This is a genomic window from Enterobacter sp. 301B (assembly GCF_003850715.1).
Classification (GTDB): Bacteria; Pseudomonadota; Gammaproteobacteria; order Enterobacterales; family Enterobacteriaceae; genus Enterobacter; species Enterobacter intestinihominis.
The window spans coordinates 71,962-98,020 of the sequence record NZ_PQTC01000008.1; the positions used below are offsets into that span (position 1 = coordinate 71,962).

Below are 26,059 nucleotides of genomic sequence, written 5' to 3' on the forward strand. Positions count from 1 at the left end.
TGCTTGTAGAGCTATGGTTTACAATGTGCGCTCCGTTACAGGGCGCTGGAAGCGTCAACCCATTGAGGAAGCACAATGAACCGTCGCGCAGGTAAGCCAACAACAAAAAAAACGACGCAACTGGTGAACGTTGAAGAGCATGTGGAAGGCTTCCGTCAGGTGCGTGAGGCGCACCGCCGGGAGCTGATTGATGATTATGTCGAACTGATCTCCGATCTGATTCGTGAAGTTGGAGAAGCGCGCCAGGTGGATATGGCCGCACGCCTGGGGGTGTCGCAGCCAACCGTTGCCAAAATGTTAAAACGTCTGGCGTCGGTCGGGCTGATCGAGATGATCCCCTGGCGCGGGGTGTTTCTCACCGCTGAAGGCGAAAAGCTGGCGCAGGAGAGCCGCGAGCGCCATCAGATCGTCGAGAATTTTTTACTGGTGCTGGGCGTCAGCCCGGAAATTGCCCGTCGGGATGCCGAAGGTATGGAACACCACGTCAGCGAAGAGACGCTGGTGAAGTTCCGCGAATTTACGCTCAAATATGGCCCCGCCGCTGAATGAACATCCCCGGCTTGCAGGCCCTGAAACGCGATCGTTTTTTCCATCTTTTACTTATCACTGGCGTTGGGCTCAGCGTCTTTGTGCCCTTCACGCCGCACACCTGGCCGGCGGCCATAGACTGGCGCACCATTATTACCCTGAGCGGTTTGATGATGCTCACCAAAGGCGTAGAGCTGAGCGGCTATTTTGACGTGCTGGGGCGCAAAATGGTGCGCCGCTTCGCCACCGAGCGCAAACTGGCTCTGTTCATGGTCTTTTCGGCGGCGCTGCTGTCGACGTTCCTCACTAATGACGTAGCGCTGTTTATCGTGGTGCCGCTTACGCTCACGCTGCGTAAGCTGTGCGAAATACCGGTTACCCGTCTGATTATCTTTGAAGCGCTCGCCGTCAATGCAGGCTCGCTGCTCACGCCGATCGGTAACCCGCAGAACATTCTGCTGTGGGGACGCTCCGGCCTGTCGTTTACCGCATTTACCTGGCAGATGGCGCCGCTGGCGCTGGCGATCGTGGCGACGCTGCTGGTGGTGGGCTGGTTTGCTTTCCCGAATAAATCGTTGCAGTACCACAGCGGTACCACCGGCCCCCAGTGGCAGCCGCGTCTCGTCTGGAGCTGCCTGGGACTGTATATCGTTTTCATTACCGCGCTGGAGTTAAACCAGGCGCTGGCGGGCGCGCTGCTGGTGGCGTGTGGCTTCCTGTTCCTCGCCCGGCGGGTGCTGGTGAGCGTTGACTGGACGCTGCTGCTGGTGTTTATGGCGATGTTTATTGACGTGCATCTGCTGATCCAGCTCCCGGTATTGCAGACCGTTCTCCATAGCGTCAGCGGTCTGTCGCAACCGGGACTATGGCTGACGGCCATTGGTCTCTCGCAGGTGATCAGTAACGTGCCGTCCACCATTTTGCTGCTTAACTATGTTCCCCCAACGGTACTGCTGGCGTGGGCGGTCAACGTCGGCGGCTTTGGGCTGCTGCCCGGCTCGCTGGCCAACCTCATCGCCCTGCGGATGGCCAACGATCGCCGCATCTGGTGGCGCTTCCATTTATGGTCAATCCCAATGCTGCTCTGGTCTGCGGCGGTCGGTTTCGGACTATTCCTTCTCATATAGTGCGCAATTTGTCAGTTTTTTCTGGCAAATGTATAGCAACGTCCTAGCTTTAGTGAACGGCATAGTGTGATGCCGCTCACTGACAGGACCGTTGCTGAACTATGGCAGAAGATCAAAATCCACCTGCTGACGGGCAGGATCAAAACAATAACGAGCGCAAGCGCCCGGGCAAAAAACCGTTAATTATCCTTGGCATCGTGGTCATCGTGATGGTGATTGTGGCGCTGGTCTGGTGGTTTTTGACCCGTAACGAAGAGACCACCGACGACGCCTTCACCGACGGCGACGTAGTGACCATTGCCCCAAAAACGGCAGGCTACGTTACCGAACTTCGCGTGCGGGATAACCAGCGTGTAAAGAAAGGGGATGTGCTGGTGGTGATCGATCCGCGTGATACCACCGCCCAGCGCGATCAGGCTCAGGCCCAGCTTGGGCTGGCGGTTGCGCAGTTGCATCAGGCGCAGGCGCAGCTGGCGCTCTCGAAGGTGCAATATCCCGCCCAGCGTGATGAAGCCAAAGCCCAGGTACTGAAAGCCCAGGCGGATATGGCCAACGCTCAGGCGGAGTACCGCCGTCAGCGCGGCGTTGACCCCCGCGCGACCACACAACAAAGCATCGATGCCGCGAACGCTCAACTGCGGAGTGCACAGGCGGGTCTGGCCAGCGCGCAGGCGCAGCTGGAGGTGGCGGAGCAGGTCCAGCTGCAAATCCGCCAGCAGGAGACTAACGTCGAAGCCCGCGAACGGCAGGTCGATCAGGCCAGAGCGCAGTTGGAAACCGCCAACCTGAACCTCTCTTATACCGAAGTCCGCGCCCCGTTCGACGGTTTTGTCACCAAACGCAACGTCCAGCCTGGTACGCTGGTGCAGGCAGGCACGGCACTGTTCTCGCTGGTTTCCCCGAACGTGTGGGTGGTGGCGAACTTCAAGGAGTCGCAGCTTGAACGTATGAAGCCGGGCGACAAAGTGACCGTGTCCGTCGATGCCTGGCCGGATATGGCGCTCGAAGGCCATATTGACAGCATCCAGCAGGGCAGCGGCTCGCGCTTCTCCGCCTTCCCGTCGGAAAACGCCACCGGTAACTTTGTGAAGATCGTTCAGCGCGTGCCGGTGAAAATCGTCATTGATAAGGGGCTGGATCCGAACAAACCGCTGCCGCTGGGGCTGTCGGTTGAACCGAAGGTCACCGTGGAATGACGGACAGCAGCCACGAAAACTGGAAGCCCGCCAGTAACCCGTGGGCGGTGGCGATTGTGGTCACCCTGGCGGTGTTTATGGAAATTCTGGACACCACCATCGTCAACGTGGCGCTGCCCCACGTCGCGGGATCGCTCTCGGCCAGCTATGACGAATCTACCTGGGTGCTCACCAGCTACCTGGTGGCGAACGGCATCGTGCTGCCGATCTCGGCCTTCCTGAGCCGGCTGTTTGGCCGCAAGCAGTTCTTCCTGATCTGCATTGTGATGTTCACCATCTGTTCGTTCCTGTGCGGCATCGCCACCGAGCTTTGGCAAATCATCCTGTTCCGTGTGATGCAGGGCTTTTTTGGCGGCGGGTTGCAGCCCACGCAGCAATCGGTGCTGCTCGATTACTTCAAGCCGGAGGACAGGGGCAAAGCCTTTGGCCTTTCATCCATTGCCATTATCGTCGCGCCGGTACTTGGCCCGACGCTGGGAGGCTGGATCACCGATAACTACTCCTGGCGCTGGGTGTTCTTTATCAATATTCCGGTAGGGATTGTGACGGTGCTGGCCATCTATCAGCTGCTGGAAGATCCGCCGTGGGAGAAAAAGTCGGAAGAGAAGCTCACCGTCGACTGGACGGGGATCGGCCTGATCGCTCTCGGACTTGGCTGTTTGCAGGTGATGCTCGACCGGGGCGAAGATGATGACTGGTTCTATTCGAACTTTATCCGCACCTTCGCGGTACTGACGCTGGTCGGCATTATCGGCGCGATCTACTGGCTGATGTATGCCAAAAAGCCGGTGGTGGATCTGCACTGTATGAAGGATCGCAACTTTGCGATCTCCAGCCTGCTGATGGCGGGGATGGCGATGATCCTGTACGGCAGTTCGGTGGTTATTCCGCAACTGGCGCAGCAGGATTTGGGCTATACCGCCACCTGGTCCGGGCTGGTGCTCTCGCCCGGCGCGGTGCTGATTGTGCTGACTATTCCGCTGGTACTGAAGCTGATGCCGGTGGTGCAGACGCGCTGGATCATCGCCTTCGGCTTTACCTGCCTGGCGGTGTCGTTCTTCTGGTCCCGGACGCTGACACCGGATATCGATTTCGAAACGCTGGTGCTGTTCCGCAGCGCCCAGTCGATTGGACTCGGGTTCCTGTTTGTGCCCCTCACCACCATCGCCTTTATCTCGATCCCGAGGCGGCTTAACGCCGACGCGGCGGCGCTGTTTACCATGTTCCGCAACGTGGCTGGCTCGATTGGGATTTCGCTCTCGACGGCGGCGATCACCGAGCGCTCGCAGGCGCACAGCGCGCATCTGGCTTACCACGCTTCGCCGTTTAATGAGCAGTTCCAGCTGGCGATACGCGAAAGCGCCCAGGCGATCCAGAACTTCACCACTCAGGTGGGCGATCCGACCGGCATTGCCACCGGGCGGATGTACCAGACCATGATCGAGCAGTCGCGCTTTCTGGCCTACATCGACGTCTTCACCATTCTGAGCGCGGTGGCCCTATTACTGATTCCGTTTTGTTTGTTGCTCTCGCCGGTTAAGAGCGAGGGGAGTGCAGGAGCACACTGATGATACACAGACGTTTACACCCCCTGATGATAATGATGCTGCTGGTGGGCTGCGCCGTCGGTCCGGACTACCAACAGCCTGCACCGCCCGCCACCACGCACTGGAACGATAAGGGCGACGGCGCGGTGAAATCGCAAACGTCCTCCGCCGCCACCAACCCGCGCTGGTGGAAAACCTTCGGCTCGCCGCAGCTCGACAGCCTGATTGAACGCGCCATCGCCGGAAATCTGACGCTACAGCAAACCGTATTGCGCATTGCCGGCGCGCGCGAACAGATTAACCAGGCCGGCGGGGCATTTTTCCCGTCGGTGAATGGCAATGTGCAGGCGACGCGCCAGCAGCTTGGGCTGCAAGGGGAGCTGAAATCCCACGGCGTGTATGACCAGTTGAATAATGTCGATCCGCAGCTGCGAAGCGCGTTAGGCCCGCTGACGCAGCCGATTAACCTCTATCAGGGCAGCTTCGACGCTCAGTGGGAAATCGACCTGTGGGGCAAGGTGCGCCGTCAGGTAGAAGCGGCCGAGGCGCAGCAGCGGGCGGCGATCGAGCAGCGTAACGATGCGCTGGTCTCGCTGGAGGCCGAAGTGGCGCGGGCGTGGCTACAGCTGCGAGGGGCGCAGAGCATCATTGCCACGCTTAATACGCAAATTGAAAGCGCGCAGCAGACGCTGGATCTGACCGAAAGCCGCCAGCGGGGTGGGCTGTCACCGCAGATGGACGTGGAGAACGCCCGCGCGCAGCTGGGCAATCTTGAAGCCCAATTGCCACAGTATCAGGCGCAGGAACGCCAGGCGATGAACGGGCTGGCCATCCTGCTCGGCAAACCGCCGGGGGCGCTGGATGCCGAATTACAATCCGTGCAGCCGATGCCAGCGTTGCCGGATATTGTGCAAACCGGCATTCCGTCAACGCTGGCGCGTCGTCGCCCGGACGTGCGCGAAGCCGAGGCGAACCTCCATGCCGCCACGGCGCAAATTGGCGTCTCGGTAGCCGAACTGTTCCCAAGCTTCACCCTCTCCGGGCAGTTTGGCCTGCGTAACAGCGAATCCGGCTGGCTGACCGACTGGAGCAGCCACTTTTACAGCTTCGGTCCGCAGGTCTCCATCCCCATCTTCCAGGGCGGTCGGCTGGTCTCCAGCGTCAAAGTGGCCCGCGCACAGCAAGGGGCGGCGGTGCTGGACTATCGTCAGACGGTGCTGACGGCGCTCGGCGATGTTGAAAACGCGCTGGTGAGCTATCGCACTGACCAGCAGCGTGAGGCGGGCCTGGCGAAAACCATCGACGCGCTGCAAAACGCTTTTGATCTCGCCAGCGACAGCTACCGGCAGGGGATCGCCAGTTTTATTGACGTGCTGGACGCCCAGCGTCAGCTCGCTCAGGCCGAACAGCAGCGGGCGCAGGCGCAGGTGCAGAGCGCACTTGACCTGGTGGCGCTCTACAAAGCCCTCGGCGGCGGCTGGGAGCCGTATCAGCAGGTTCAGCTGCCAGACTACAGCGTCTTTGGCGATGCCCCGCGCGGATAGATTCAGAGGATTGGGCAAGAAACGGACAGGAACGCCACATTCGCGATGGCTGGGGGGCGGGTATAACTAACAGACACCCAATCGACATGCGAGGAAAGCGTTATGCGTTATCAAAAACTGGGCAATACCGGACTGTTTGTTTCTGAACTCTGCCTCGGCACCATGACCTTCGGCGGCGAGGGCGGCATGTGGGGCAAGATTGGCCAGCTAAGGCAAAACGAAGCCGAGCAGCTGGTGGGCCGCGCGCTGGACGCGGGCATCAACTTTATCGACACTGCCGACGTCTATTCGGAAGGACGCTCGGAGGAGATCCTCGGGCAGGCGCTAAAAAACCTGAACGTTCCACGTGAAAACGTGGTGGTCGCCACAAAGGTGTTTGGTGAAACGGGCACGGCGGGAGTGAACTCACGCGGCGGCTCGCGCTATCACATTATCGACAGCGTAAAGGAGAGCCTGCGCCGCCTGCAGCTCGATCATATCGATCTCTATCAGCTGCACGGTTTCGACCCCGCGACCCCCATTGAGGAGACGCTTTACGCACTGGATAACCTTGTACAGCACGGTCACGTGCGATACATCGGCGTCTCGAACTGGACTGCGTGGCAGATTGCCAAAGCGCTCGGTATTTCTGAACGTCTTGGGCTGGCGCGTTTCGCATCGTTGCAGGCGTATTACACCATTGCCGGACGTGACCTGGAGCGCGAGCTGGTGCCGATGATGCAGAGCGAAGGCGTCGGATTGATGGTCTGGAGCCCGCTGGCGGGCGGCCTGCTGAGCGGAAAATACGGTCGTGACGGGCAGAGCGAAACCGGAGGCCGCCGTCTGGAATTTGACTTCCCGCCGGTGAATAAAGATCGCGCCTTCGACTGCGTGGACGTAATGCGCGTCATTGCCGAGCGTAGGGGCGTCTCCGTGGCGCAAATCGCGCTGGCATGGCTGCTGCATCAAAAAGCGGTGACCAGCGTCATTATTGGTGCGAAACGCGTCGATCAGCTGGACGATAATATTGCCGCCACCGAGATCCGCTTAAGCGAAGACGAGCTTAAACAGCTTGATGCCGTCAGCGCGCTGCCGCGCGAATATCCAGGCTGGATGCTGGAGCGGCAGGGGGAATACCGTCGTAGTCAGCTCGCGCAGCAGTAACCTTCCTTTTCCCCGGTGGCGCTTCGCTTACCGGGGCTACTTTCTCTGGTCTTTATTTCAACCCACCTCACAAAAAATGCTCCTTCTCTTTGCCTGATGTTTCATCCCGATCTATATGACTAGTCATGAAATTTAAATGACTAGTCATATAGGGAGAGACCATGAACAAATCACTGCCAGCCAACTTTTTATGGGGCAACTCGGTATCCAGCATGCAGACGGAAGGGGCATGGAATGAGGGCGGGAAGGGGATGTCGGTATATGACATTCGGGAAGCAGGAGAAAACATCTCCGACTGGAAAGTGGCGACCGACTCCTACCACCGCTACCGGGAAGATTTCGATCTGATGCAGGATCTGGGCATGAACTGCTACCGCTTCCAGATCTCCTGGAGCCGCGTCTGCCCGCAGGGTGACGGCGAGTTCAACGCCGAAGGTATCGCGTTTTACGACCGCTTTATTAACGATCTGCTCGCCCGCGGTATTGAGCCGATGGTCTGCCTCTACCACTTCGATATGCCGCTGGCGCTGGCGCAGGAGTACAACGGCTTCAACGACCGCCGGGTGATGGAGGCCTTTATCCGCTACGGCAAGAAGATGATCGACTGCTACGGCGATCGCGTGAAGTACTGGCTGACCTTCAACGAGCAGAACATTTTCCATATGCCGGAAGCTTTTCGCATTTCCGGTTACATGAAAGGCGAGCAAACCCTGCGCGAGCTGTATGAGCTTCAGCACCATGCGATGGTGGCGCACATGACTCTGACCGAATACCTGCACCAGACTAAGCCAGGCAAGCTGATGGGCGGCATGCTGGCGCACCAGTTGATTTATCCAGCCACCTGCAAACCGCGCGATATCTTCTGCGCCCAGCAGTACGACGAATTCCTCAACCAGAACCTGCTGCGCGTCTTCGCGGGACAGGGCTACAGCCCGGCGGTGATGGCGGTGGTGGAGCAGGAGGGCTTCGGTGATATCTACCGCGCAGACGATCTCGCGCTGTTTGCGCGCACGAAGAACGACTTTATGGCCTTCAGCTATTACGCCAGCAAAACGCTGGACAGCGATGCCATCCCGGAAGGCACGCCGGTGAACCATTACCTGCTGCATGGCGAGAAAAATAACCCGTACCTGAAAGCCACCGAGTGGAACTGGCAGATCGACCCGCTGGGCTTTCGCACCATCATCACCCGCTATGCCAACGACTGGCGGATGCCGGTATTCCCGATTGAAAACGGCATCGGCGTGATCGAGTCCTGGGACGGGGTAAACCCGATCGAGGACACCTACCGCATCGACTACCACCGGGCGCACATCGAGGCGATGAAAGCGGCAATATTCGAGGACGGGGCAGAGGTAATGGGCTACCTCGGCTGGGGCTTAATCGACATTCTCAGCTCGCAGGGTGACATGCGTAAGCGCTACGGCGTGGTCTACGTCAACCGTGAAAATCACGACCTGAAAGACCTTAAGCGCGTGCCGAAGAAGAGCTACGCGTGGTTAAAACAGGTTATCCATACTAACGGACGCGAGATGTAAGCCGTACGCTGCCGGGCCGTTTTTGTGACTGATTGATGGGAATACTCCGCTATGTCTGAAACAAAAATAACACCGCACATGCAGTCTTTTGTCGATAAATTTGTTGAGTTCTCGGCGCGCCTGGCAAACCAGGTACACCTGCGATCCCTGCGGGACGCTTTCGCCACGGTGATGCCGATTTTCATCCTCGCCGGTCTGGCGGTGCTGGTGAACAACGTCGTGTTTCCATGGGTGCTGGAAGGCGACACGCTCACGCAGTTTAAGGTGTGGGGCGAGGCGATTATCAACGGCACGCTGAACATCGCCGCGCTGCTGCTGGCACCGATGATCGCCTGGTCGCTGGCGCGCAACAAAGATTTCGACAATCCGGTCTCGGCAGTAGTTATCGCCGTCAGCAGCTTCATCATCATGATGCCGATGCGCTTACAGATTACGCCTGTTGGCAGCGACGCCACGGTGAGCGTCACCCAGGTGCTGACGTTCGCCAATATCGGCTCCACCGGGATTTTCGCCGGGGTGCTGATTGGGCTGCTCTCAACCGAGCTGTTTATCGCCATTTCACGGCTGAAGGCGCTGCACATTTCGCTGGGGGAGAACGTGCCTCCGGCGGTGAGCAAATCCTTTACCGCGCTGATCCCGACAATCCTCACGCTCTCCCTGTTTGCGGTGCTGGCGGCCATACTGGCGAACGTGCTGCATACGGATCTGATCCATCTCATTACGACATTCATTCAGCAGCCGCTGCGGCTGATCAACACCAGTCTGCCCGGGACGATCTTCATTTACAGCTTCGGTAACTTCCTGTTCACGCTCGGTATTCATCAGTCGGTAGTCAACAGCGTGGTGCTGGAGCCGTTTCTGCTGATCAACACCAACGAGAACATGCTGGCCTTTGCCAACGGCCAGCCGATCCCACACATCATCAACAACATTTTTGTGCCGACCTTTGGCATGGTGGGCGGGACGGGCAGCACTATCTCATTGCTGATCGCTATCTTCATCTTCTCAAGACAGAAATCAGCGAAGCAGGTGGCGCGTCTGTCACTGGCGCCGGGTCTGTTCAACATCAACGAGCCGGTGATTTTCGGCCTGCCGATTGTCTTTAACCTGCCGCTGATGATCCCGTTTGTGCTGCTGCCCGCCATCGGGATTTACTTTGCGTGGCTCTGTACCACGCTGGGTCTGATGTCGCGCTGCGTGGTGATGATCCCGTGGACCACGCCGCCGATCCTCAGCGCCTGGCTGGCGACGGCGGGGGACTGGCGGGCGGTGGTGGTGCAGTTGGCAATCATCGTATTTGGTGTATTCTTCTACCTGCCTTTCCTCAAGGTGGCCGAGCGAGTGGCCGTGAAAAACAGCGGGACAGAAAACTAATTTAAGGAAGGAAGATGGCGGCGAAGTACATCACCATAGCGCGGGAAATTAAGAAACGCATTATTACCCAGCAGTACGCCGCCAATGAACCGTTGCCGGACCAGTTCGCGCTGGCGGCGGAATTCAGCACCAGCCGGATGACCATTCAGCAGGCGATGCGTCAGCTGATCGTAGAAGGGCTGGTCTATACCCGGCAGGGACAGGGCACGTTTATCCGCAAAAATTTCCTCCAGCTTTCTCAGTGGGATCTCTCCGGCAGCGACTACTTTGGGGCGACCAAAACTTGGGAACATTTAGGCACGGTGACGAGCCAGGTGGTGCACTTCGAACTTCGCTTCCCGAACGAGAAAGAGCAGGCCTCGCTGATGATAAATCCGGATACGCCGATCTATGACTTCATCCGTCTGCGTTTACTCAACGGTGAGCCGATGTCCCTGGATGCCACGGTGATGCCGCTCAATCTGGTGCCCGGGCTGAACAAAACCCATCTTGAAAGTTCGGTATTCCGGTATGTGCAGGAGACGCTGGGGCTGAAGATCATGGGATCGTATCGTGTGGTGCGGGCGCTGAAGCCCAGTGCGCTGGATATGCAGCATCTGGTCTGTGAGCCAACCGACCCGGTGCTGGAGGTGGAGCAGGTGATCTATCTGGAAGATGGTACGCCGCTGGAGTACGCCCATTGTCACTATCGCTATGACCATGGCGGCATCGTAATTGTGAATAACGGATAAAAAAAAGCGGGCCTCGAGGCCCGCTTTGTTCGTGCTCGCGATTAGTTCAAACGCACCGGCATACCGGAACGGTTCTGAATCGCCTGATCAACGATGGTCGTGTCAACATCCGCCTGAGAGGTAACGGACTGCACCGCGCTGGTCAGCTTAATCGGTACGATTTCGTTGTTGTTGATCTGATCTTCGCTGGTGGACAGCGGGTTATGCACTTCAATGTAACGGCTGCCGTCCGGCTCTGACGTCGCTTTCACCGGTTCGTTAATGAACTGCACGCGCGTACCGACCGGCACGTTATCGAACAGGAATTTGATGTCTTCATTACGCAGACGTACGCAGCCGTGGCTTACGCGCAGGCCGATACCGAAGTTGGCGTTAGTACCGTGGATGGCATACAGACGACCAATGTACAGCGCGTACAGACCCATCGGGTTATCCGGGCCAGCAGGCACAACGGCCGGTAGCGGTTCACCGGCAGCAATGTACTCAGCGTGCATTTTGGCGGTCGGCGTCCAGGTTGGGCCCGCTTTCTTACGCTCCACTTTGGTGGTCCAGTTCAGCGGGGTGTCTTTACCCAGCTGACCGATACCGATAGGCAGCACGATCACGGTGTTGGTGCCTTTCGGGTAGTAATACAGACGCATTTCGGCGCTGTTAATCACGATACCTTCGTGCACGGTATCCGGCAGGATCAGCTGCTGTGGAATGTTGAGTACGGTACCCGCTTTCGGCAGATACGGGTCAACGCCCGGGTTCGCTTCCAGCATGTTAGACAGGCCGAGCTGATACTGCGCCGCGAAGTATTCCAGCGGCTGAGTGTTACCTTCCGGAACTGTCACCACCTGGTTTTCACCCACCAGACGGCTTCCGTCTGTCGGCAGGGGATACGTCACCGCAGACGCGGTCTTACAAAAACCTACTACGGCTAACGCCGCCGCAAAAAGCGTTGTTAATTTCATGTTCATGTTATGCGAGGTATCTAAGCCATTCTGGCGATGAGTTGAGAAGTCTGAATCTGTAATGGGAGCGCATTATATGTGCATTCCCGTTAACTGGGAATTCAGATGTGTACGAAATCACATTTTTTTCGATTTTGTTAAAGTTTAGTGGATTACCGCAACACAGGATCTCAATTCGGAATTGTGGCATAATGCCGCGTTTATCACACTTTTCGCAGGAATCTCTCCGTGTTAGTTACCAGCAACGTCACTATGCAGTTTGGCAGTAAGCCGCTGTTCGAAAATATTTCCGTCAAATTTGGCGGCGGCAACCGTTACGGCCTGATTGGTGCCAACGGTAGCGGAAAATCCACCTTTATGAAGATCCTCGGCGGTGACCTGGAGCCGACGCTGGGCAACGTGTCGCTCGACCCGAACGAGCGTATCGGTAAGCTGCGTCAGGATCAGTTCGCCTTCGAAGAGTTCACCGTGCTCGACACCGTGATCATGGGGCATGCGGAGCTGTGGGAAGTGAAGCAGGAGCGCGATCGTATCTACGGTCTCGCTGAGATGAGCGAAGAAGACGGTTACAAAGTGGCCGACCTGGAAACGCAGTACGGCGAAATGGACGGTTATTCTGCGGAAGCGCGTGCGGGCGAACTGCTGCTGGGCGTCGGCATTCCTGTTGAACAGCACTATGGTCCGATGAGCGAAGTTGCGCCAGGCTGGAAGCTGCGTGTGCTGCTGGCGCAGGCGCTGTTCTCTAATCCAGACATCCTGCTGCTCGACGAACCGACCAACAACCTGGACATCGACACCATCCGCTGGCTGGAGCAGACGCTGAACGATCGCGACAGCACCATGATCATCATCTCGCACGACCGTCACTTCCTGAACATGGTGTGTACCCACATGGCGGATCTGGATTACGGCGAGCTGCGCGTTTATCCGGGCAACTACGATGAGTACATGACGGCGGCAACCCAGGCGCGTGAACGTCTGCTTGCCGACAACGCCAAGAAGAAAGCGCAGATTGCGGACCTGCAATCCTTCGTGAGCCGCTTCAGCGCCAACGCCTCTAAATCGCGCCAGGCAACGTCGCGTGCCCGTCAGATCGACAAAATCAAGCTCGAAGAGGTAAAAGCCTCCAGCCGTCAGAACCCGTTCATCCGCTTCGAGCAGGACAAGAAGCTGTTCCGTAACGCGCTGGAAGTGGAAGCCCTCACCAAAGGCTTCGATGAAGGCCCGCTGTTCAAAAACTTCAACCTGCTGCTGGAAGTGGGCGAGAAGATTGCTATCCTGGGCGCCAACGGCGTGGGTAAATCTACCCTGCTGAAAACTCTGGTGGGCGAAATGCAACCGGATAACGGTACCGTGAAATGGTCTGAAAACGCGCAGATTGGTTACTACGCGCAGGACCATGAATATGAGTTCGAAAACGATCTGACCGTCTTCGACTGGATGAGCCAGTGGAAGCAGGAAGGCGACGACGAGCAGGCGGTACGCAGCATTCTGGGGCGTCTGCTGTTCAGCCAGGACGACATCAAAAAGCCCGCCAAAGTGCTCTCCGGTGGTGAAAAGGGCCGTATGCTGTTCGGCAAGCTGATGATGGAAAAACCGAATATCCTGGTGATGGACGAACCAACCAACCACCTGGATATGGAATCGATCGAATCCCTGAACATGGCGCTGGAGATGTATCAGGGCACCCTGATCTTCGTCTCTCACGACCGTGAGTTCGTCAGCTCCCTGGCGACCCGCGTGATCGAAATCACGCCAGAGCGCGTGGTGGACTTCACCGGTAACTACGAAGATTACCTGCGCAGTAAAGGTATCGAGAGTTAAAAAAATAGCCGGGTGGCGGCTTCGCCTTACCCGGCCTACGCTCTATCCCCTCTCCCTGTGGGAGAGGGTTAGGGTGAGGGCATCAGGCCGCACTAAACCACCCACTCGCCCCCTTCAACCCCGTTCACCCGCAGCGTACGTTTTTCCCCCGTCGGTAACGACACCTTCAGTGCCTTCCATGCCGGACGATAGTCGCCGCGCGCATTCACCTTCAGGTTGATACTTGCGCCGTCGCACACCATCTCCCATTCCACCCACAGCGCATTGCCGTTCAGGTAGCCCCAGCTTTCGCCGTCATCCTCAAACAGCAGCCCGGAGGTGGTGCCGACGCCTTTCACCGGGAACAGTTTTAGCTCACGGGTAACGTCTTTATCGGCGCTCACGTGACGGATGCGTTCGCTGAGCGGCAAACCGGCCCCTGCGCGCACCAGAAGCGGCAGCTTTTCCAGCGGCGCATCAAGGACGATCGATTGCCCGCCCGCATACCACGCGTGGGTGTAAAAATCGTACCAGCCGGTTTCGTTATCCGGCAGCCAGACGCGGCGCTCGCGCTGCCCGGCTTCGACGACGCTGGCCACCAGCAGGTCACGGCCCAGCAGGAAGTCGTCGCACTCTTCAAAGGTCTGCGCATCGTGCTCATGATCGAGGAAGGTCGGGCGCAGCATCGGCTCGTCGTCGGCGTGCGCCTGCCAGAGCAGGGTGTAGAGGTACGGCAGCAGGCGATAGCGCAGTTCAATGGCGCTACGAATCGCAGGGGTCACGCCCGGGTACATCCACGGTTCGTTCACGGTGCGATCGTCATTCCACGAGTGGATGGTAAAGCGCGGATGCATCACGCCGTTCTGTACCCAGCGCACGAACAGCTCGGCATCCGGCTTGTCGCCGGAGAAACCGCCGACGTCGTGACCGACGTTGAACAGTCCGGAGAGGCTCATGCCCAGGCCCATGCGGATGTTATAGCGTAGGGTGTCCCAGTTGGTACGGTTGTCGCCGCTCCAGGTCTGAACGTAGCGCTGCATTCCGGCACAGCCGGAGCGGGAGATCAGATACGGACGTTTATCCGGCGCAAAGCGCTGCTGTGCTTCCAGCGAGGCGCGCATCATCAGCAGCGGCATCACCGGGCGAATATGCTTGATGGCGATCTCCTGGCCGAAGCCATAGCAGCGCGCTTCCCCGTCCCACACTTCATACTCGTTGTTGTCGTTCCAGGTGGAGTCGATGCCCATCTCCAGCAGCTGCGTGGTCACGCCGTTCTGCCACCACTGCACCGTCTGCGGGTTGGTGAAGTCGAGATGCGATCCTTCGTCATCCCAGAAGCTGGAACGTTCAGGCGCATCGGTTTCTGAATCGCGAATGAACAGGCCGCGTTCCGCCACTTCGCCGTAGCGGGGATGATCCTGCAACAGACACGGCTTGATGTTTGCCGCAAGCCGCAGCCCCGCGTCGTGGAACGCCTGGCTCATCACCTTCGGCTGCGGCACTTTGTCGTAGTTCCAGTTAAAGACGTAGCGCTTGCCGTTAATCGAGGTATAGCCGGAGGAGAGCTGGAACGAGTCGCACGGAATGGCATGCTCATCGCACAGGCGGATGAAGTTCATCAGTTGGTCCTGCGCGTCCGGCGCGTCGGTGTAGTGCATGGTTGAGCCGCTGTAGCCCAGGCTCCACTTCGGTCCGAACAGCGTTTTCCCCGTCAGGCGCACGAAGGCTTTCGTCACGTCCAGCACGCGCTTGCCGGTGAAGAGGTAGTAGTCAATATCGCCCGCTTCCGCCTGCCAGCGGCGGTAGGCGGTGTGATAGTTGTCGATCTCGTTACCCAGATCCAGCCAGCAGCTGCTCAGGTTATCGTAGAACAGGCCGTAGCTCACGTCATCGCGACGGGTGAGGGTGAACGGGATGTGCTTGTACAGCGGATCGGTGCTGGCGGCGTTATAGCCCATCGCGTCCAGGTTACGCATCTCATAGCGTTTGCCGTTACGCTGTAAATCCCCCGCTTTCTCACCCAGACCGTAAAAACGTTCATCCTTGCGACGGCTGAGATAGTGCGCCACGCCGTCACCGTGGGCATTGAGCAGGTAGGCGCTGGTGGGACGGTCGTTAACCAGCGGCTGCCACTCGCCCGCTTCATTGCGGTAGTGCCACTCCAGCCACAGGGGCTGGTGGACGGTGACGCGCAGTTGTTCGGTCGCTACGGTTAACGCATCGCCCTGCTGCGTCAGTGTCCAGGCCGGGCAGGTGAAGCCGCTGACATCGTCGCGACGGCGGCCTTCCCACGGTACGTCTTGTTCCGGCGCGATGCTCCAGGTGCGGTCCAGCGCCAGCTGGCCTTTACGCTTGATCAGCACGCGGAACAGATTCTCTTCCAGCACATACAGGCACAGACGGTGCTGGTTATCCACCAGCAGTTCCAGATGATTCGCTGACTGCGTATCGATGGTCCAGTTTTTCAGGGTTTTCATATGCAATACATCCACTATCAGGCGCGCTTGGCGCGACGTTCAGCAATAAATGCCACCAGGAAGAAAGCGCCAATCAGGTCAAAGAAGCCCATGGCGATAAAGAGCGGGTTGAAGCCGATTTTGTCGGCGGTCACCCCAATCAAAAGAGAGAACAGGAAGCTGGCGATCCACGCCGCCGAGCCGCGCATGCCGTTAACCGTCGCCATCTGGCCCTTGTCGAACGACTCCACGACCAGCGCGCTCAGCATGCAGGAGATGATCTGGTGGCCGAAACCGCCGATGGAGATCAGCACGATGGTGATATACGGGTCGCGGGTCACGGCCACAACGGCCAGAGAAATCATCAAAAACGCGCCGGTCACTGAACTTGCCACCACCGAGTTGACGCGGGTGCAGCCGAACCAGCGGGTATAAAGCCGGGTGAGGTAGCCGCTCGCCACGCTGCCGAGGTCGGCGGCGAGGAACGGCAGCCAGGCGAACATCGCGATCTGTTTCAAATCCATGCCGTGCTCTTTGGCGAGGTAAAGCGGCACCCAGAAGCTCAGCACCGCCCAGGCGGGTTCCGCCATAAAGGCCGGAATGGCGATACCGTAGAACCGTTTGTTCTTCGAGACGGTTTTCAGCGCGGTCAGAAAGGGCAGCCTGACCGGTGCGGGTTCGTTATCCTGTTTGATAAACGCCAGCTCGTCGCGGCTCAGGTTCGGGTGCTGCTCCGGGTTGTGATAGAAGATCCACCACAGGATCACCCACAGCAGCGCCAGTACGCCGGTAAACATAAACGCACCCTGCCAGCCGAACGACGCATGAGCGAAGTAAATGATTGGCGGAGCCAGCATCGCACCGATGGAGAAGCCCACGCCCGCCCAACCGGCGGCAACAGGACGCTCTGATTTCGGGAACCATTCACCGATGGTTTTGGCGTTCGCTGGCGTGGCGGCGGCTTCGGACGCGCCCATAAAGAAGCGCAGGATCGCGAGATGCAGCCAGCTCCCGGCACCTGCGTGGAAGATACACATCAGCGCCCAAATCCCGGCGCAGACCATAAAGCCAATCTTGAGGCCGATAACGTCAATCAGCCAGCCGCAAAGGGGCTGGAAAATGGTATAGGCGATCTGGAACGCGCCGACGATCCACGAGTATTGCTCGGTGGTGATACCAAGGCTCTCTTTCAGCTCGGGGGCGAGAATACCTAACGAGTTACGGGTGATGTAGTTTACGGTCACGCCAAGAAGAAACAGCACCAGTACGTACCAGCGCAGATTCTTAATGACGCGACGGGTTTTACTTGTCGCAACGGTGTTGTTGATGTCCTGACTCATTTTCTTCTCCACAAGACGGACGGTAAGGGACAAAGGTTCAGGTGTCACACAGCGTCAGGCGTTTGAAAGTTATCTGTTTTAGAGTGCTAAGCTGCTATACAACTAGTATGGAAGTTGTGTGACAGGTTCACCTTAAGAGAGAAATTGAGCAGGAAATAGTGGATTTTGTGCAAACTTTCTCATAACCGAGGTTTTATTTTCGGCATTATGGCTTTCTCGCAAGTTATTACCTGATAAAGATGTTGTGAAAATTTTTTCATTTCACATCCGGAGCCAGATCACAAAATGGATAAAAGGCTTAAAATCACCGAAATCGCCGCCCGTACCCGGCTCTCCATCAGCACCGTTTCCCGCGTGCTGGCGGGGAAGGCAAACACCAGCGAAAAAGCACGGGCAACGGTGCTGGCATGCGCGCGGGAGCTGGGGGTAATGGAGGGCATGGCGGCGGGGCGTCTGTTGCTTAACAGCCTGATGGTGTTTGCCCCGCAGCGGGCGTTTGACGAGCGGTCTGACATCTTTTACTACCGCGTCATCCAGAGCGTGAGCAAAGGGCTGGCCTCGCACGAGGTTCGCCTGCGTTACTGTGCGCTGGAGGAGAACGACAGCGATGCCCAGCTGTTTCTGGCCCGCATGAACGAAGCGGACACCCAGGCGGCGATCCTTCTCGGTATCGACGATCCGCATATCCACGATCTGGCGGTAGACGTGGGCAAACCCTGCATGCTGATTAACTGCCGGGACCGCCACATGCGCCTGCCCGCCGTCGCGCCGGATCACCGCGCCATTGGCGAGCGGGCGGCGGAGTACCTGTTCGAGATGGGGCACCGGGAGGTGATGAATGTGCTGTGTTTGCGTCGCTATACCATGGAGCTGCGCCTGTCGGGGATCCGCGACGCGTGGCACGGCCATAACCTCAGGTTTAGCGACCGGCGCGATCTGCTGATGGTGCCAAGCTTCAGCGCCAAAGAGACGGAGCAACTGGTGAGTGAGTGGCTTCACCAGCAAAAAGGGAAAGATCTGCCGACGGCGTTCCTGGTGGGCGGCGACTTTATGGCGGCGGGGACCATCAGCGCCCTGCAAAAACACGGTCTGCGCGTGCCGCAGGATGTCTCGGTGATGAGCATCGACGGCTTTAATCTCGCGGCGATTCAGGATGTGCCTCTGACGGCGGTGCATGTCCCGCGCGATGAGCTGGGAACAGAAGCGGTATATATGCTCCAGCAGCGGCTGATGCGCCCGGACGCGCCGGTCGGAACATTGCTGCTGAACGGCACGCTGGCCGTGCGGGAATCGGTACGGCGGATACGTCAGGGAAAACGACGCACCGCCGTTGAGCGGGAAGGGCTTTACGACAGTTAAGCCATGCCCAGCGCGCGCTTGCCGTGGATGTTCAGATCGTTCACGGTGAAACGGTCCTGCCAGCTTTTCTCATAATCCTCGCGCGGGAAATCTCCCGGTGACGCGCCGGTTTCCAGCGCTTCCTTGACCTTTTTCGCGTAGGCGAGGTTTTTCTCGCACATCGGCGCGGCAGGAATATACATCACGTTGCCCCAGCCCTGTTGGTTTTCCACCGGCGCGACCGAGTGGATCACATCGCAGTGCCACCAGACAGAATCACCGGCTTCCAGCGCGGGAATGCTGGTCAACGCTTCGATGAGCAGCGGATGCCACTTCTCAGAAATCGGCAGCACGCGCCCCGGCGCCACGCCGCACAGTTCGTCTTCCGGCACGTCGTCCAGCAGCGGACGCAGCAGAATGTAAGCCATCGCTTCCGGGATCGGCACCACGTGCAGCAGCCCCTGGCCGGGGATCATGTCCGACAGTGCCGTCCAGCCCTGGAAGGTGCGGAACACGGAGCATTTGGTTGTGTTATCCACCGTGTACTCTTCCACCTCGGTACGGTGCGCAGCATTCCACGGATCGTATTTTTCAACGTTGCCGTCAAACACGCGGGCAAAGACCTGCTGATAAGCGGGCAGCAGCCAGCGCTCCAGCGCGCCGGAATCGGTGTGTGCGCCAAGGCCTTTCGAGGTTGTTCCTGGTGGGCGGCGGCGAATGCGGTCCGGATAAATTACGCTCACGTCCGGGTCGAACCACTGCTTACCGTTGCTCTCAAATGTCCATAAACGATTCAGGAACGACTGTACCTGTGCCATCTCTTCACTCTGGCGCGCCTGCATTTGCGCCTGAGACCAGTAGATCGGATAAATCTCCGGGCGAGAGGCCGTTAAGGTGCCGAAGAAGTTATCGCCGGGTCCTTTGTAAACCTCGTCAAACTTATTCAGATCGAGGTAGTCGAGCATCGATTGATCCCATGCCAGCGCCTGCTCGCGCGGGAAGTGGCCTTTGATCACCGCGCAGCCGCGACGTTTAACCGCTTCGCGCTGTTCGGCGGTGATCGTACCGTTTTTCACATCCGTAAAGGGGATTACCGGCCATACGGATTCACCTTTATTTTTAAGGGCATTAATTTCCGCCACGCGGGCGGCGATTTTGTCGCTAAGCCGGTCGAACACTGCCTGCACGTCACCGATCTGGGCCCGTAGCGCGCGTTTCATCTGACGAATTGCTGCTTTGTGGTCCGCTGGCAACGTTTCGCTGGTAAAGGTCATAACTGCCTCGCATCTTTCATTCGAAAGTAAAAGTGTCTACAAGTGATACTTTAAGTTAAAAATAAGTTAATGCAAGTTTAAAACCTTGACGGGCGCCACAGGATGGAAAAAGAGTGAGGGGGCCGGAGCGAGGCTCCGGCAGGTAGGGGATCAGACGTCGAACGGGGAGTGGGCGTCGAGCACGGCCTGAATCACATTCAGCGCGCCCTGATGGTTGTTATCGTCGGTAGTGTAACGACTGACCGCTTGAATGCTTTCCGCCGCATTGCCCATCGCAAATGAATATTTCACCAGCTTCAGCATTTCCGCATCGTTGCCGCTGTCGCCAATGCCCACGCACGCCTGCGGGGAGACTTTCCAGCGTTTCAGCAGACGACTGATGCCGTTGGCTTTGTGCAGGCCCGGGATAATCAAATCGACAAAACCGAAGCCGCTGGTAACCGGCTTCATGATGCCGTCCAGGGAGACATGCAGTTTATCGACCAGGTTCGGGATATCGCTGTCCGGCAGGTTCAGGGAGAATTTAAACAGCACGTCGTCAATGTCGCGGTAATCGCTGATGGGTTTTAAGCGATGGTAGTGTTTCGACATCAGCTTCACGAACGCTTCTGGAGCCTTATCGCTGACGTACGCGCTCTCCAGCCCGCAGGCCACAAAATTCAGCCCTTTGTCTTTCAGTAGTTCACCAATGACGATCTGCGACTCATGACGCGTTAGCTCACCGTGGAAAATCTGTTCGCCGTGGTCGAACACCAGCGCGCCGTTTTCCGCGACGAAGGAGATCTGATCTTTCAGCTCCGGGAAAAAGGAGATGAGCTGGTAATACTGGTTGCCGCTGGCGACAACAAATTCGATGTTACGGGCTTTAAGCTGCTCAAACTGTGCCTGGAAGCGGTCACGATCGTACTGCTTGGCATCATCAAGGAAAGTTCCGTCCATATCGGTGACGATAACTTTTACGGTCATACTGTGCTCCTGGGTCACTGCGTTTTGAAACATTCTAATAACAAGGTGACGGGGAGCACAAATTTAATTTCATTCGAAAGTCAAAGCAAAACGGCAACCGAAGTTGCCGTTTTTAGTGTTTTCTCCCTCTCCCCGTGGGAGAGGGCCGGGGTGAGGGCATCAGCGTGCGCATTTCCCCCTCACCCTAACCCTCTCCCTCAAGGGAGAGGGGATAAACCGTTACAGCGTATGCTCGGTACGGGCAATAATATCGTCCTGCGCATCCGGCGACAGGGCGGTGAAGAACGCCGAGTAACCCGCGACGCGCACCACCAGGTCACGATACTGATCAGGGTGTTTCTTCGCTTCCAGCAGCGTTTCGCGCGAGACAATGTTGTACTGAATATGCCAGCCTTTATGCACCTCGAAGAAGGTGCGCAGCAGCACCATCAGCTTCTGGCGATCGCTGTCGTTTTCCAGCGTCGACGGGTTCAGCTTCTGGTTAAGCAGCACGCCGCCGAGGATCGCTTCCGTCGGCAGTTTACCCACGGAGCCAATCACCGCCGTCGGGCCGAGGTGGTCGGTACCGGAGGCCGGGCTTGCCCCTTCCGCCAGCGGGGTGTGCGCTTTACGTCCGTCCGGCGTCGCCATGGTTGCTGCGCCAAACGGCACGTTTGCGGAGATAGACGACGTGCCCGCGTAGTAGTTACCCCCAATTGGGCCACGGCCATAGCGTGGGTTGTGATACTGCTTCAGTTCTTCAATGTAGGTTTCGTAGGCACGGGTCAGCAGCAGGTCCACGCTGTCGTCGTCGTTGCCGTACTTCGGCGCGCCGTTGATCAGGCGCTGGCGCAGCTGCTCGTGGGTCAGCCCCTCGAAGTCATCCGCCAGCGCCGCCGCCAGCTGTTGCTGACCGATAACGCCCTGGTCAAACACCAGCTTCTTCACCGCGGCCAGGCTGTTACCGAGGTTGGCGATCCCCACCTGAAGGCCGGAAACCCAGTCATACTTCGCGCCGCCCTGCTTAATGCTTTTCGCGCGTTCGATGCAGTCGTCCACCAGCGCCGAGCAGAGAATATCGTGGACGTTCTCTTCCAGCATGGTGTCCACCACGTACTCGATTTCAATAGATTTGCGGGTGTAGTAGCGGATCTGGTTATCCCACGCCGCCATCACTTCGTCGAAATTGCCGAAATTACCGGCCGAAAGCGCTTTTTCCTGCGGCAGGAATACCTGGCCGCTGGTGGCATCGCGACCGCCTTCCAGCGCTGCCAGCATCACGCGGGCGAAGTTGATAAAGCTCATGCCGGTGCAGCGATAGCCCCACTTTCCGCCGACCGCGGTTTCGATGCAGCCAATCGCCGCATAGTCATACGCGTCCTCTCGTTCCACGCCGAGCTTGATAAATTCCGGGATGACGATTTCATCGTTGTTAAACGCCGGCATCCCGAAGCCGCAGCGGATCACCTGCACGCAGGCGTCGAGGAAGTCGTTGCTCATCCCCGCGTGGTAACGCACGCTCAGGTTTGGCTGGGTGGAGCGCAGACGGCCGCAGGATTCCAGAATTGCGTAGGAGAGCGGGTTGACCGCGTCCATTGGCTCGCCGTTGACCAGCTTCTGGCCGCCGATGGTGACGTTCTGATACAGCGGGCTGCCCGCAGAGGCTTTGGAGTGCGAGCCGGAGCGGATTTTGTTCACCTCCAGCAGCTTCAGCCAGCAGCTGTGCAGTAGCTCGATGGCGTGCTCGCGATCCAGGCTCTGGTCCAGCTCCACGTCGCGGCGATAGTACGGGTAAAGGTACTGGTCCATACGGGCAAAGGAGACGGAGTGACCGTTGGACTCAATTTGCAGGATCAGCTGAATGAAGTAGCACAGCTGTAGCGCCTGCCAGAAGGTTTTTGGCGGCTGGTGGGCGATGATGTCGCAGTTTTCCGCCATCGCCAGCAGCTCGTCGCGGCGGCTGTCGCGGGTTTCGCTGGCGGCCATCTCACGAGCCAGATCGGCGAAGCGCCTGATGTGCAGGCTTACGGCTTCCAGCACGATATCAATGGCTTTCAGGAACTGATCGCCGTGCAGATCGTCCAGTACCGTCAGGTTGATGCGCGAGCGGCGCTCGGCTACTTTCGCGCGCAGGCCGTCGAGCCCTTTCTCCAGCACCAGCGGGAGATTCACCGCCAGGTGTGCGTCACCGGAGGTCATGTTACCTTCCGCTTTGATGATGCCGGTTTCCAGCAGGCCCTTCTGCTCGTCAGTAAACATACCGTAGCAGCGATCCTGTACCGTCTGGCCGCGCCACCACGGGCAGATTTCATGCAGAACGCGTTTATTCTCTTCGCTCACCGCAAAGCCTGCACCTGGACGGTCCGCCAGATCGTCAATCTCTTTCTCAATCCAGGAGACGGTATATTCCGGGAAGATCGGCGCGGCACGCACTTCGCTGGCCTGGTTACCGATAATCAGCTCGTCGTGCTTGATCCAGATGGTACGTTTTGCCAGGTGGTGGGCGAGGGCCAGCGCGCGACGTACCGGGATCGGCTTGTCCAGATGCTGCTGATACATTTCGGTATAGTGCTGCGCGCGTTCGGTACAAACCGGCGGCTTAACGATATGCACCAGAGCCGTTTTGTGCGCCTTGATGCGCTCGCTGAGGGTGTTGAGATTCAGGGTGGTCATAAGTTTATCCTCGTAAGGTCGCGGTTAACCCTTTCTGGCAGGCATACTGCTGCGCGAAGTCCAGCAGGGCAGGGTTATCCAGCGGTTTGTCAGGGGCAGAGTAGGGTTGGCCGAGCAGGGTGTATTTGTTCATGCCCAGCGTGTGATACGGCAGATAATGAATATCATCGACGCCGAGTTCATCGGCGGCGAAGTTGGTAATGGCGGTAACCGACGCTTCATCGGCGTTAAAGCCCTGGATCAGCGGCACGCGGATGGTGATCTTCTTCCCGACGGTAGCCAGGCGCTTCAGGTTGTCCAGGATCCGCTTAGCAGAGCCATCGGTCCACTGTTTGAATACGTCACTGTCCACATGCTTCAGGTCCGCCAGGAACAGATCGACATACGGCAGTGACGGCTCGATATAATGCCAGGGGACGTGAAGGCAGGTTTCAACGGTGGTATGAATGCCTTGTTCATGGCTGGCTTTAAACAGGGCATGTGCCAGCGCCGGGTTCATGAACGGCTCGCCGCCGGAGAGGGTGATCCCGCCGCCGCTGCGGTCGTAGAAGGGCTTGTCGCGCAGCACGGTGGCCATAATCTCCTCCACCTGCTTCTCTTCACCGCAGACGGTAAGTGCCTGCGTCGGGCAGCAGTCGGTGAGCGCAGTGAGCGTCTTTTCACTTAATTTTTCACGATGGATGATCAACCCGTTCAGCGCACGTTCAACACACCCTGGCGCGGCCTGCTGACACAGGTCACAGCCGTCCAGACACAGACGGGCGTCAAACAGGACTTCCCGCGTGCGGGAGCGGCTTTCCGGGTTCTGGCACCAGCGACAGCCCAGCGAGCAGCCTTTCAGGAACACCACGGTTCGAATACCGGGGCCGTCGTGGGTGGAGTAACGCTGTATGTTGAAGATCATTTTTTTGCCCTCTAATTACATATGAAGATTAAATTACTTTCGAATGAAAGTTATCTTGATATGGGTCAATTCATGAGCAGGTTTTCTCGTGATAGGGTAAATGCAGGCTAATTTTGAGGGTGACATCATGGAACTTTATCTCGACACATCTGACGTTGCGGCAGTCAAAAAGCTGGCGCGTATCTTCCCGCTGGCGGGCGTGACCACTAACCCAAGCATTGTGGCGGCGGGTAAAACGCCTTTGGAAGAACTGCTGCCCGCGCTGCACGACGCGCTGGGCGGCAGGGGCCGGCTGTTCGCCCAGGTGATGGCGAAGACCGCCGAGGGGATGGTGGAAGACGCACGTAAGCTGCGCGCGATAATCAATGACCTGGTGGTGAAAGTGCCCGTGACCGCTGAAGGGGTGGCGGCGATCAAAATGCTGAAAGCAGAAGGGATGCCGACGCTGGGTACCGCGGTATACGGCACAGCGCAGGGGATGCTCTCCGCGCTGGCGGGTGCTGAGTATGTGGCCCCTTACGTGAACCGCGTGGACGCGCAGGGCGGGGACGGGATCCAGACGGTGATTGAACTGCAACAATTGCTGACGCTGCACGCACCGCAGTCAAAAGTGCTCGCCGCGAGCTTTAAAACGCCGCGCCAGGCGCTGGACTGCCTGCTGGCAGGGTGCGAGTCCATCACGCTGCCGCTGGACGTGGCGCAGCAGTTTATTACCTCTCCGGCAGTAGATGCGGCAATTGTGAAGTTTGAGCAGGACTGGCAGGGGGCGTTTGGGCGGACGTCTATTTGATGCTGTTGCCGGGTGGCGCTGACGCTTACCCGGCCTACGATTTTCTCCCTCTCCCTGTGGGAGAGGGCCGGGGTGAGGGCATCAGGCCGCAGCAGGGTTTAACCTCCGCACACCTCACACCCCGGATTACGCATCAGCTTCATCTCGCGGAACTGACAGGTCATCGCGTCATACATCACGATTTTGCCCGCTGCGGGCGTGCCGTAATGCGCCAGCACCTTAATCGCCTCCATCGCCTGCAAGGAACCAATCACCCCAACCAGCGGCGCCATCACGCCCGCCTCGACGCAGGTCAGCGCATTCTCGCCAAACAGACGGCTCAGGCAGCGGTAGCAGGGCTCTCCCTCAGCGTAGGTGAAAACGCTGATTTGCCCCTCCATGCGGATGGCCGCGCCGGAAATTAGCGGCGTTTTATGGGCAAAGCAGCCCGCATTGAGCTGGTTGCGAACGGCGACGTTATCGGTGCAGTCCAGCACCAGGTCATGCCGAGCAATCTGCGCAAACAGCGCGTCGTCATCCAGCATCGCGTCAATCAGGGTGAACTGAACGTTGGGGTTAATTCGCGCCAGCGCCGTGCGCGCAGATTCCACTTTCGGCTGACCAACCGTCGCGTCGCTGTGCAGCGTCTGGCGTTGCAGGTTCGACACCGACACGGTATCGAAATCCAGTAGCGTCATGCGGCCGACGCCCGCCGCAGCCAGATATTGCGCCGCCGCGCAGCCCAGCCCGCCAAGGCCGACAACCAGCACGCTGGCCGCCTTGAGCGCTTCCTGACCCTCGAAATCAAACCCGCGCAGCACGATCTGGCGGTTGTAGCGCATCATCTCCGGGTCGCTCAGTTCCACCGTCATG

20 protein-coding genes are annotated in these 26,059 nt (G+C 58.3%); 12 read left to right on the plus strand and 8 right to left on the minus strand.

Annotated features, from left to right (window positions below):
• Positions 1-75: 75 nt before the first annotated feature.
• The 9 genes from mntR (at position 76) to C3451_RS11090 (ending at position 10,728) form a co-directional block, all read left to right on the plus strand.
• Positions 76-549, plus strand: a complete 474-nt coding sequence (gene mntR / locus C3451_RS11050; RefSeq protein WP_022647526.1) for a manganese-binding transcriptional regulator MntR — start codon at positions 76-78, stop codon at positions 547-549.
• Positions 546-1,655: an anion transporter gene (locus C3451_RS11055; protein WP_023299650.1), complete on the plus strand. Its 1,110-nt coding sequence runs from the start codon at positions 546-548 to the stop codon at positions 1,653-1,655. The genes mntR and C3451_RS11055 overlap by 4 nt, the downstream gene beginning before the upstream one ends.
• A gap of 101 nt (positions 1,656-1,756) precedes the next feature.
• Entirely contained in the window at positions 1,757-2,851 is a 1,095-nt protein-coding gene (locus C3451_RS11060) for an HlyD family secretion protein (RefSeq protein WP_045621943.1), read from the plus strand.
• Positions 2,848-4,419 (plus strand): DHA2 family efflux MFS transporter permease subunit, encoded by a 1,572-nt coding sequence (locus C3451_RS11065; RefSeq protein WP_023299651.1) that lies wholly within the window; start codon positions 2,848-2,850, stop codon positions 4,417-4,419. The genes C3451_RS11060 and C3451_RS11065 overlap by 4 nt, the downstream gene beginning before the upstream one ends.
• A complete protein-coding gene (locus C3451_RS11070; protein ID WP_045308535.1) occupies positions 4,419-5,942 on the plus strand; it encodes an efflux transporter outer membrane subunit in 1,524 nt (507 codons plus the stop codon). Before C3451_RS11065 ends, C3451_RS11070 begins: the two co-directional genes overlap by 1 nt.
• Before the next feature lie 102 nt (positions 5,943-6,044).
• Positions 6,045-7,085, plus strand: a complete 1,041-nt coding sequence (locus tag C3451_RS11075; RefSeq protein ID WP_045621941.1) for an aldo/keto reductase — start codon at positions 6,045-6,047, stop codon at positions 7,083-7,085.
• Positions 7,086-7,246: 161 nt separating this feature from the next.
• Positions 7,247-8,623: a glycoside hydrolase family 1 protein gene (locus tag C3451_RS11080; protein ID WP_032624603.1), complete on the plus strand. Its 1,377-nt coding sequence runs from the start codon at positions 7,247-7,249 to the stop codon at positions 8,621-8,623.
• Between the two features lie 51 nt (positions 8,624-8,674).
• Positions 8,675-9,997, plus strand: a complete 1,323-nt coding sequence (locus tag C3451_RS11085) for a PTS transporter subunit EIIC (protein ID WP_045621940.1) — start codon at positions 8,675-8,677, stop codon at positions 9,995-9,997.
• A 14-nt stretch (positions 9,998-10,011) separates the two neighbouring features.
• The gene (locus tag C3451_RS11090) at positions 10,012-10,728 is read left to right on the plus strand and encodes a GntR family transcriptional regulator (RefSeq protein WP_015571043.1); all 717 of its coding nucleotides are present in this window, start codon (positions 10,012-10,014) and stop codon (positions 10,726-10,728) included.
• Between the two features lie 41 nt (positions 10,729-10,769).
• Here C3451_RS11090 and ldtB read toward each other — a convergent pair whose 3' ends face one another.
• Positions 10,770-11,690, minus strand: a complete 921-nt coding sequence (ldtB, locus tag C3451_RS11095; protein WP_003858435.1) for a L,D-transpeptidase — start codon at positions 11,688-11,690, stop codon at positions 10,770-10,772.
• A 222-nt stretch (positions 11,691-11,912) separates the two neighbouring features.
• On the opposite strand from ldtB, the gene C3451_RS11100 reads away from it, so the two are divergent.
• Entirely contained in the window at positions 11,913-13,508 is a 1,596-nt protein-coding gene (locus C3451_RS11100; protein WP_023299657.1) for an ABC-F family ATPase, read from the plus strand.
• Between the two features lie 92 nt (positions 13,509-13,600).
• On the opposite strand, the gene C3451_RS11105 is transcribed toward C3451_RS11100, so the two are convergent.
• On the minus strand, positions 13,601-15,964 hold the full coding sequence (locus C3451_RS11105; protein ID WP_045621939.1) for a glycoside hydrolase family 31 protein: 2,364 nt from the start codon (positions 15,962-15,964) through the stop codon (positions 13,601-13,603).
• A 17-nt stretch (positions 15,965-15,981) separates the two neighbouring features.
• Entirely contained in the window at positions 15,982-17,283 is a 1,302-nt protein-coding gene (locus tag C3451_RS11110; RefSeq protein ID WP_023299659.1) for an MFS transporter, read from the minus strand.
• A gap of 285 nt (positions 17,284-17,568) precedes the next feature.
• Between C3451_RS11110 and C3451_RS11115 the strand changes: the two genes are divergently transcribed.
• Positions 17,569-18,642: a LacI family DNA-binding transcriptional regulator gene (locus C3451_RS11115; protein WP_045621938.1), complete on the plus strand. Its 1,074-nt coding sequence runs from the start codon at positions 17,569-17,571 to the stop codon at positions 18,640-18,642.
• On the opposite strand, the gene C3451_RS11120 is transcribed toward C3451_RS11115, so the two are convergent.
• The 4 genes from C3451_RS11120 to C3451_RS11135 all read right to left on the minus strand — a co-directional run bounded on the left by C3451_RS11120 (position 18,639) and on the right by C3451_RS11135 (position 24,417).
• Complete coding sequence (locus C3451_RS11120; RefSeq protein ID WP_038415728.1) at positions 18,639-19,895, minus strand: DUF1479 domain-containing protein; 1,257 nt, start codon at positions 19,893-19,895, stop codon at positions 18,639-18,641. The two genes, C3451_RS11115 and C3451_RS11120, sit on opposite strands and share 4 nt — an antisense overlap.
• A 150-nt stretch (positions 19,896-20,045) precedes the next feature.
• The gene (locus C3451_RS11125) at positions 20,046-20,861 is read right to left on the minus strand and encodes a Cof-type HAD-IIB family hydrolase (RefSeq protein ID WP_032624595.1); all 816 of its coding nucleotides are present in this window, start codon (positions 20,859-20,861) and stop codon (positions 20,046-20,048) included.
• A gap of 219 nt (positions 20,862-21,080) precedes the next feature.
• Positions 21,081-23,513: a formate C-acetyltransferase/glycerol dehydratase family glycyl radical enzyme gene (locus tag C3451_RS11130; protein WP_045621937.1), complete on the minus strand. Its 2,433-nt coding sequence runs from the start codon at positions 23,511-23,513 to the stop codon at positions 21,081-21,083.
• A 4-nt stretch (positions 23,514-23,517) separates the two neighbouring features.
• On the minus strand, positions 23,518-24,417 hold the full coding sequence (locus C3451_RS11135; protein WP_045621935.1) for a glycyl-radical enzyme activating protein: 900 nt from the start codon (positions 24,415-24,417) through the stop codon (positions 23,518-23,520).
• Positions 24,418-24,544: 127 nt separating this feature from the next.
• Here C3451_RS11135 and fsa point away from each other — a divergent pair, with 127 nt between their 5' ends.
• On the plus strand, positions 24,545-25,207 hold the full coding sequence (fsa, locus tag C3451_RS11140; protein ID WP_045621960.1) for a fructose-6-phosphate aldolase: 663 nt from the start codon (positions 24,545-24,547) through the stop codon (positions 25,205-25,207).
• A 98-nt stretch (positions 25,208-25,305) separates the two neighbouring features.
• Here fsa and moeB read toward each other — a convergent pair whose 3' ends face one another.
• A complete protein-coding gene (gene moeB, locus C3451_RS11145) occupies positions 25,306-26,058 on the minus strand; it encodes a molybdopterin-synthase adenylyltransferase MoeB (protein ID WP_045621933.1) in 753 nt (250 codons plus the stop codon).
• Between the last annotated feature and the right edge of the window lies 1 nt (position 26,059).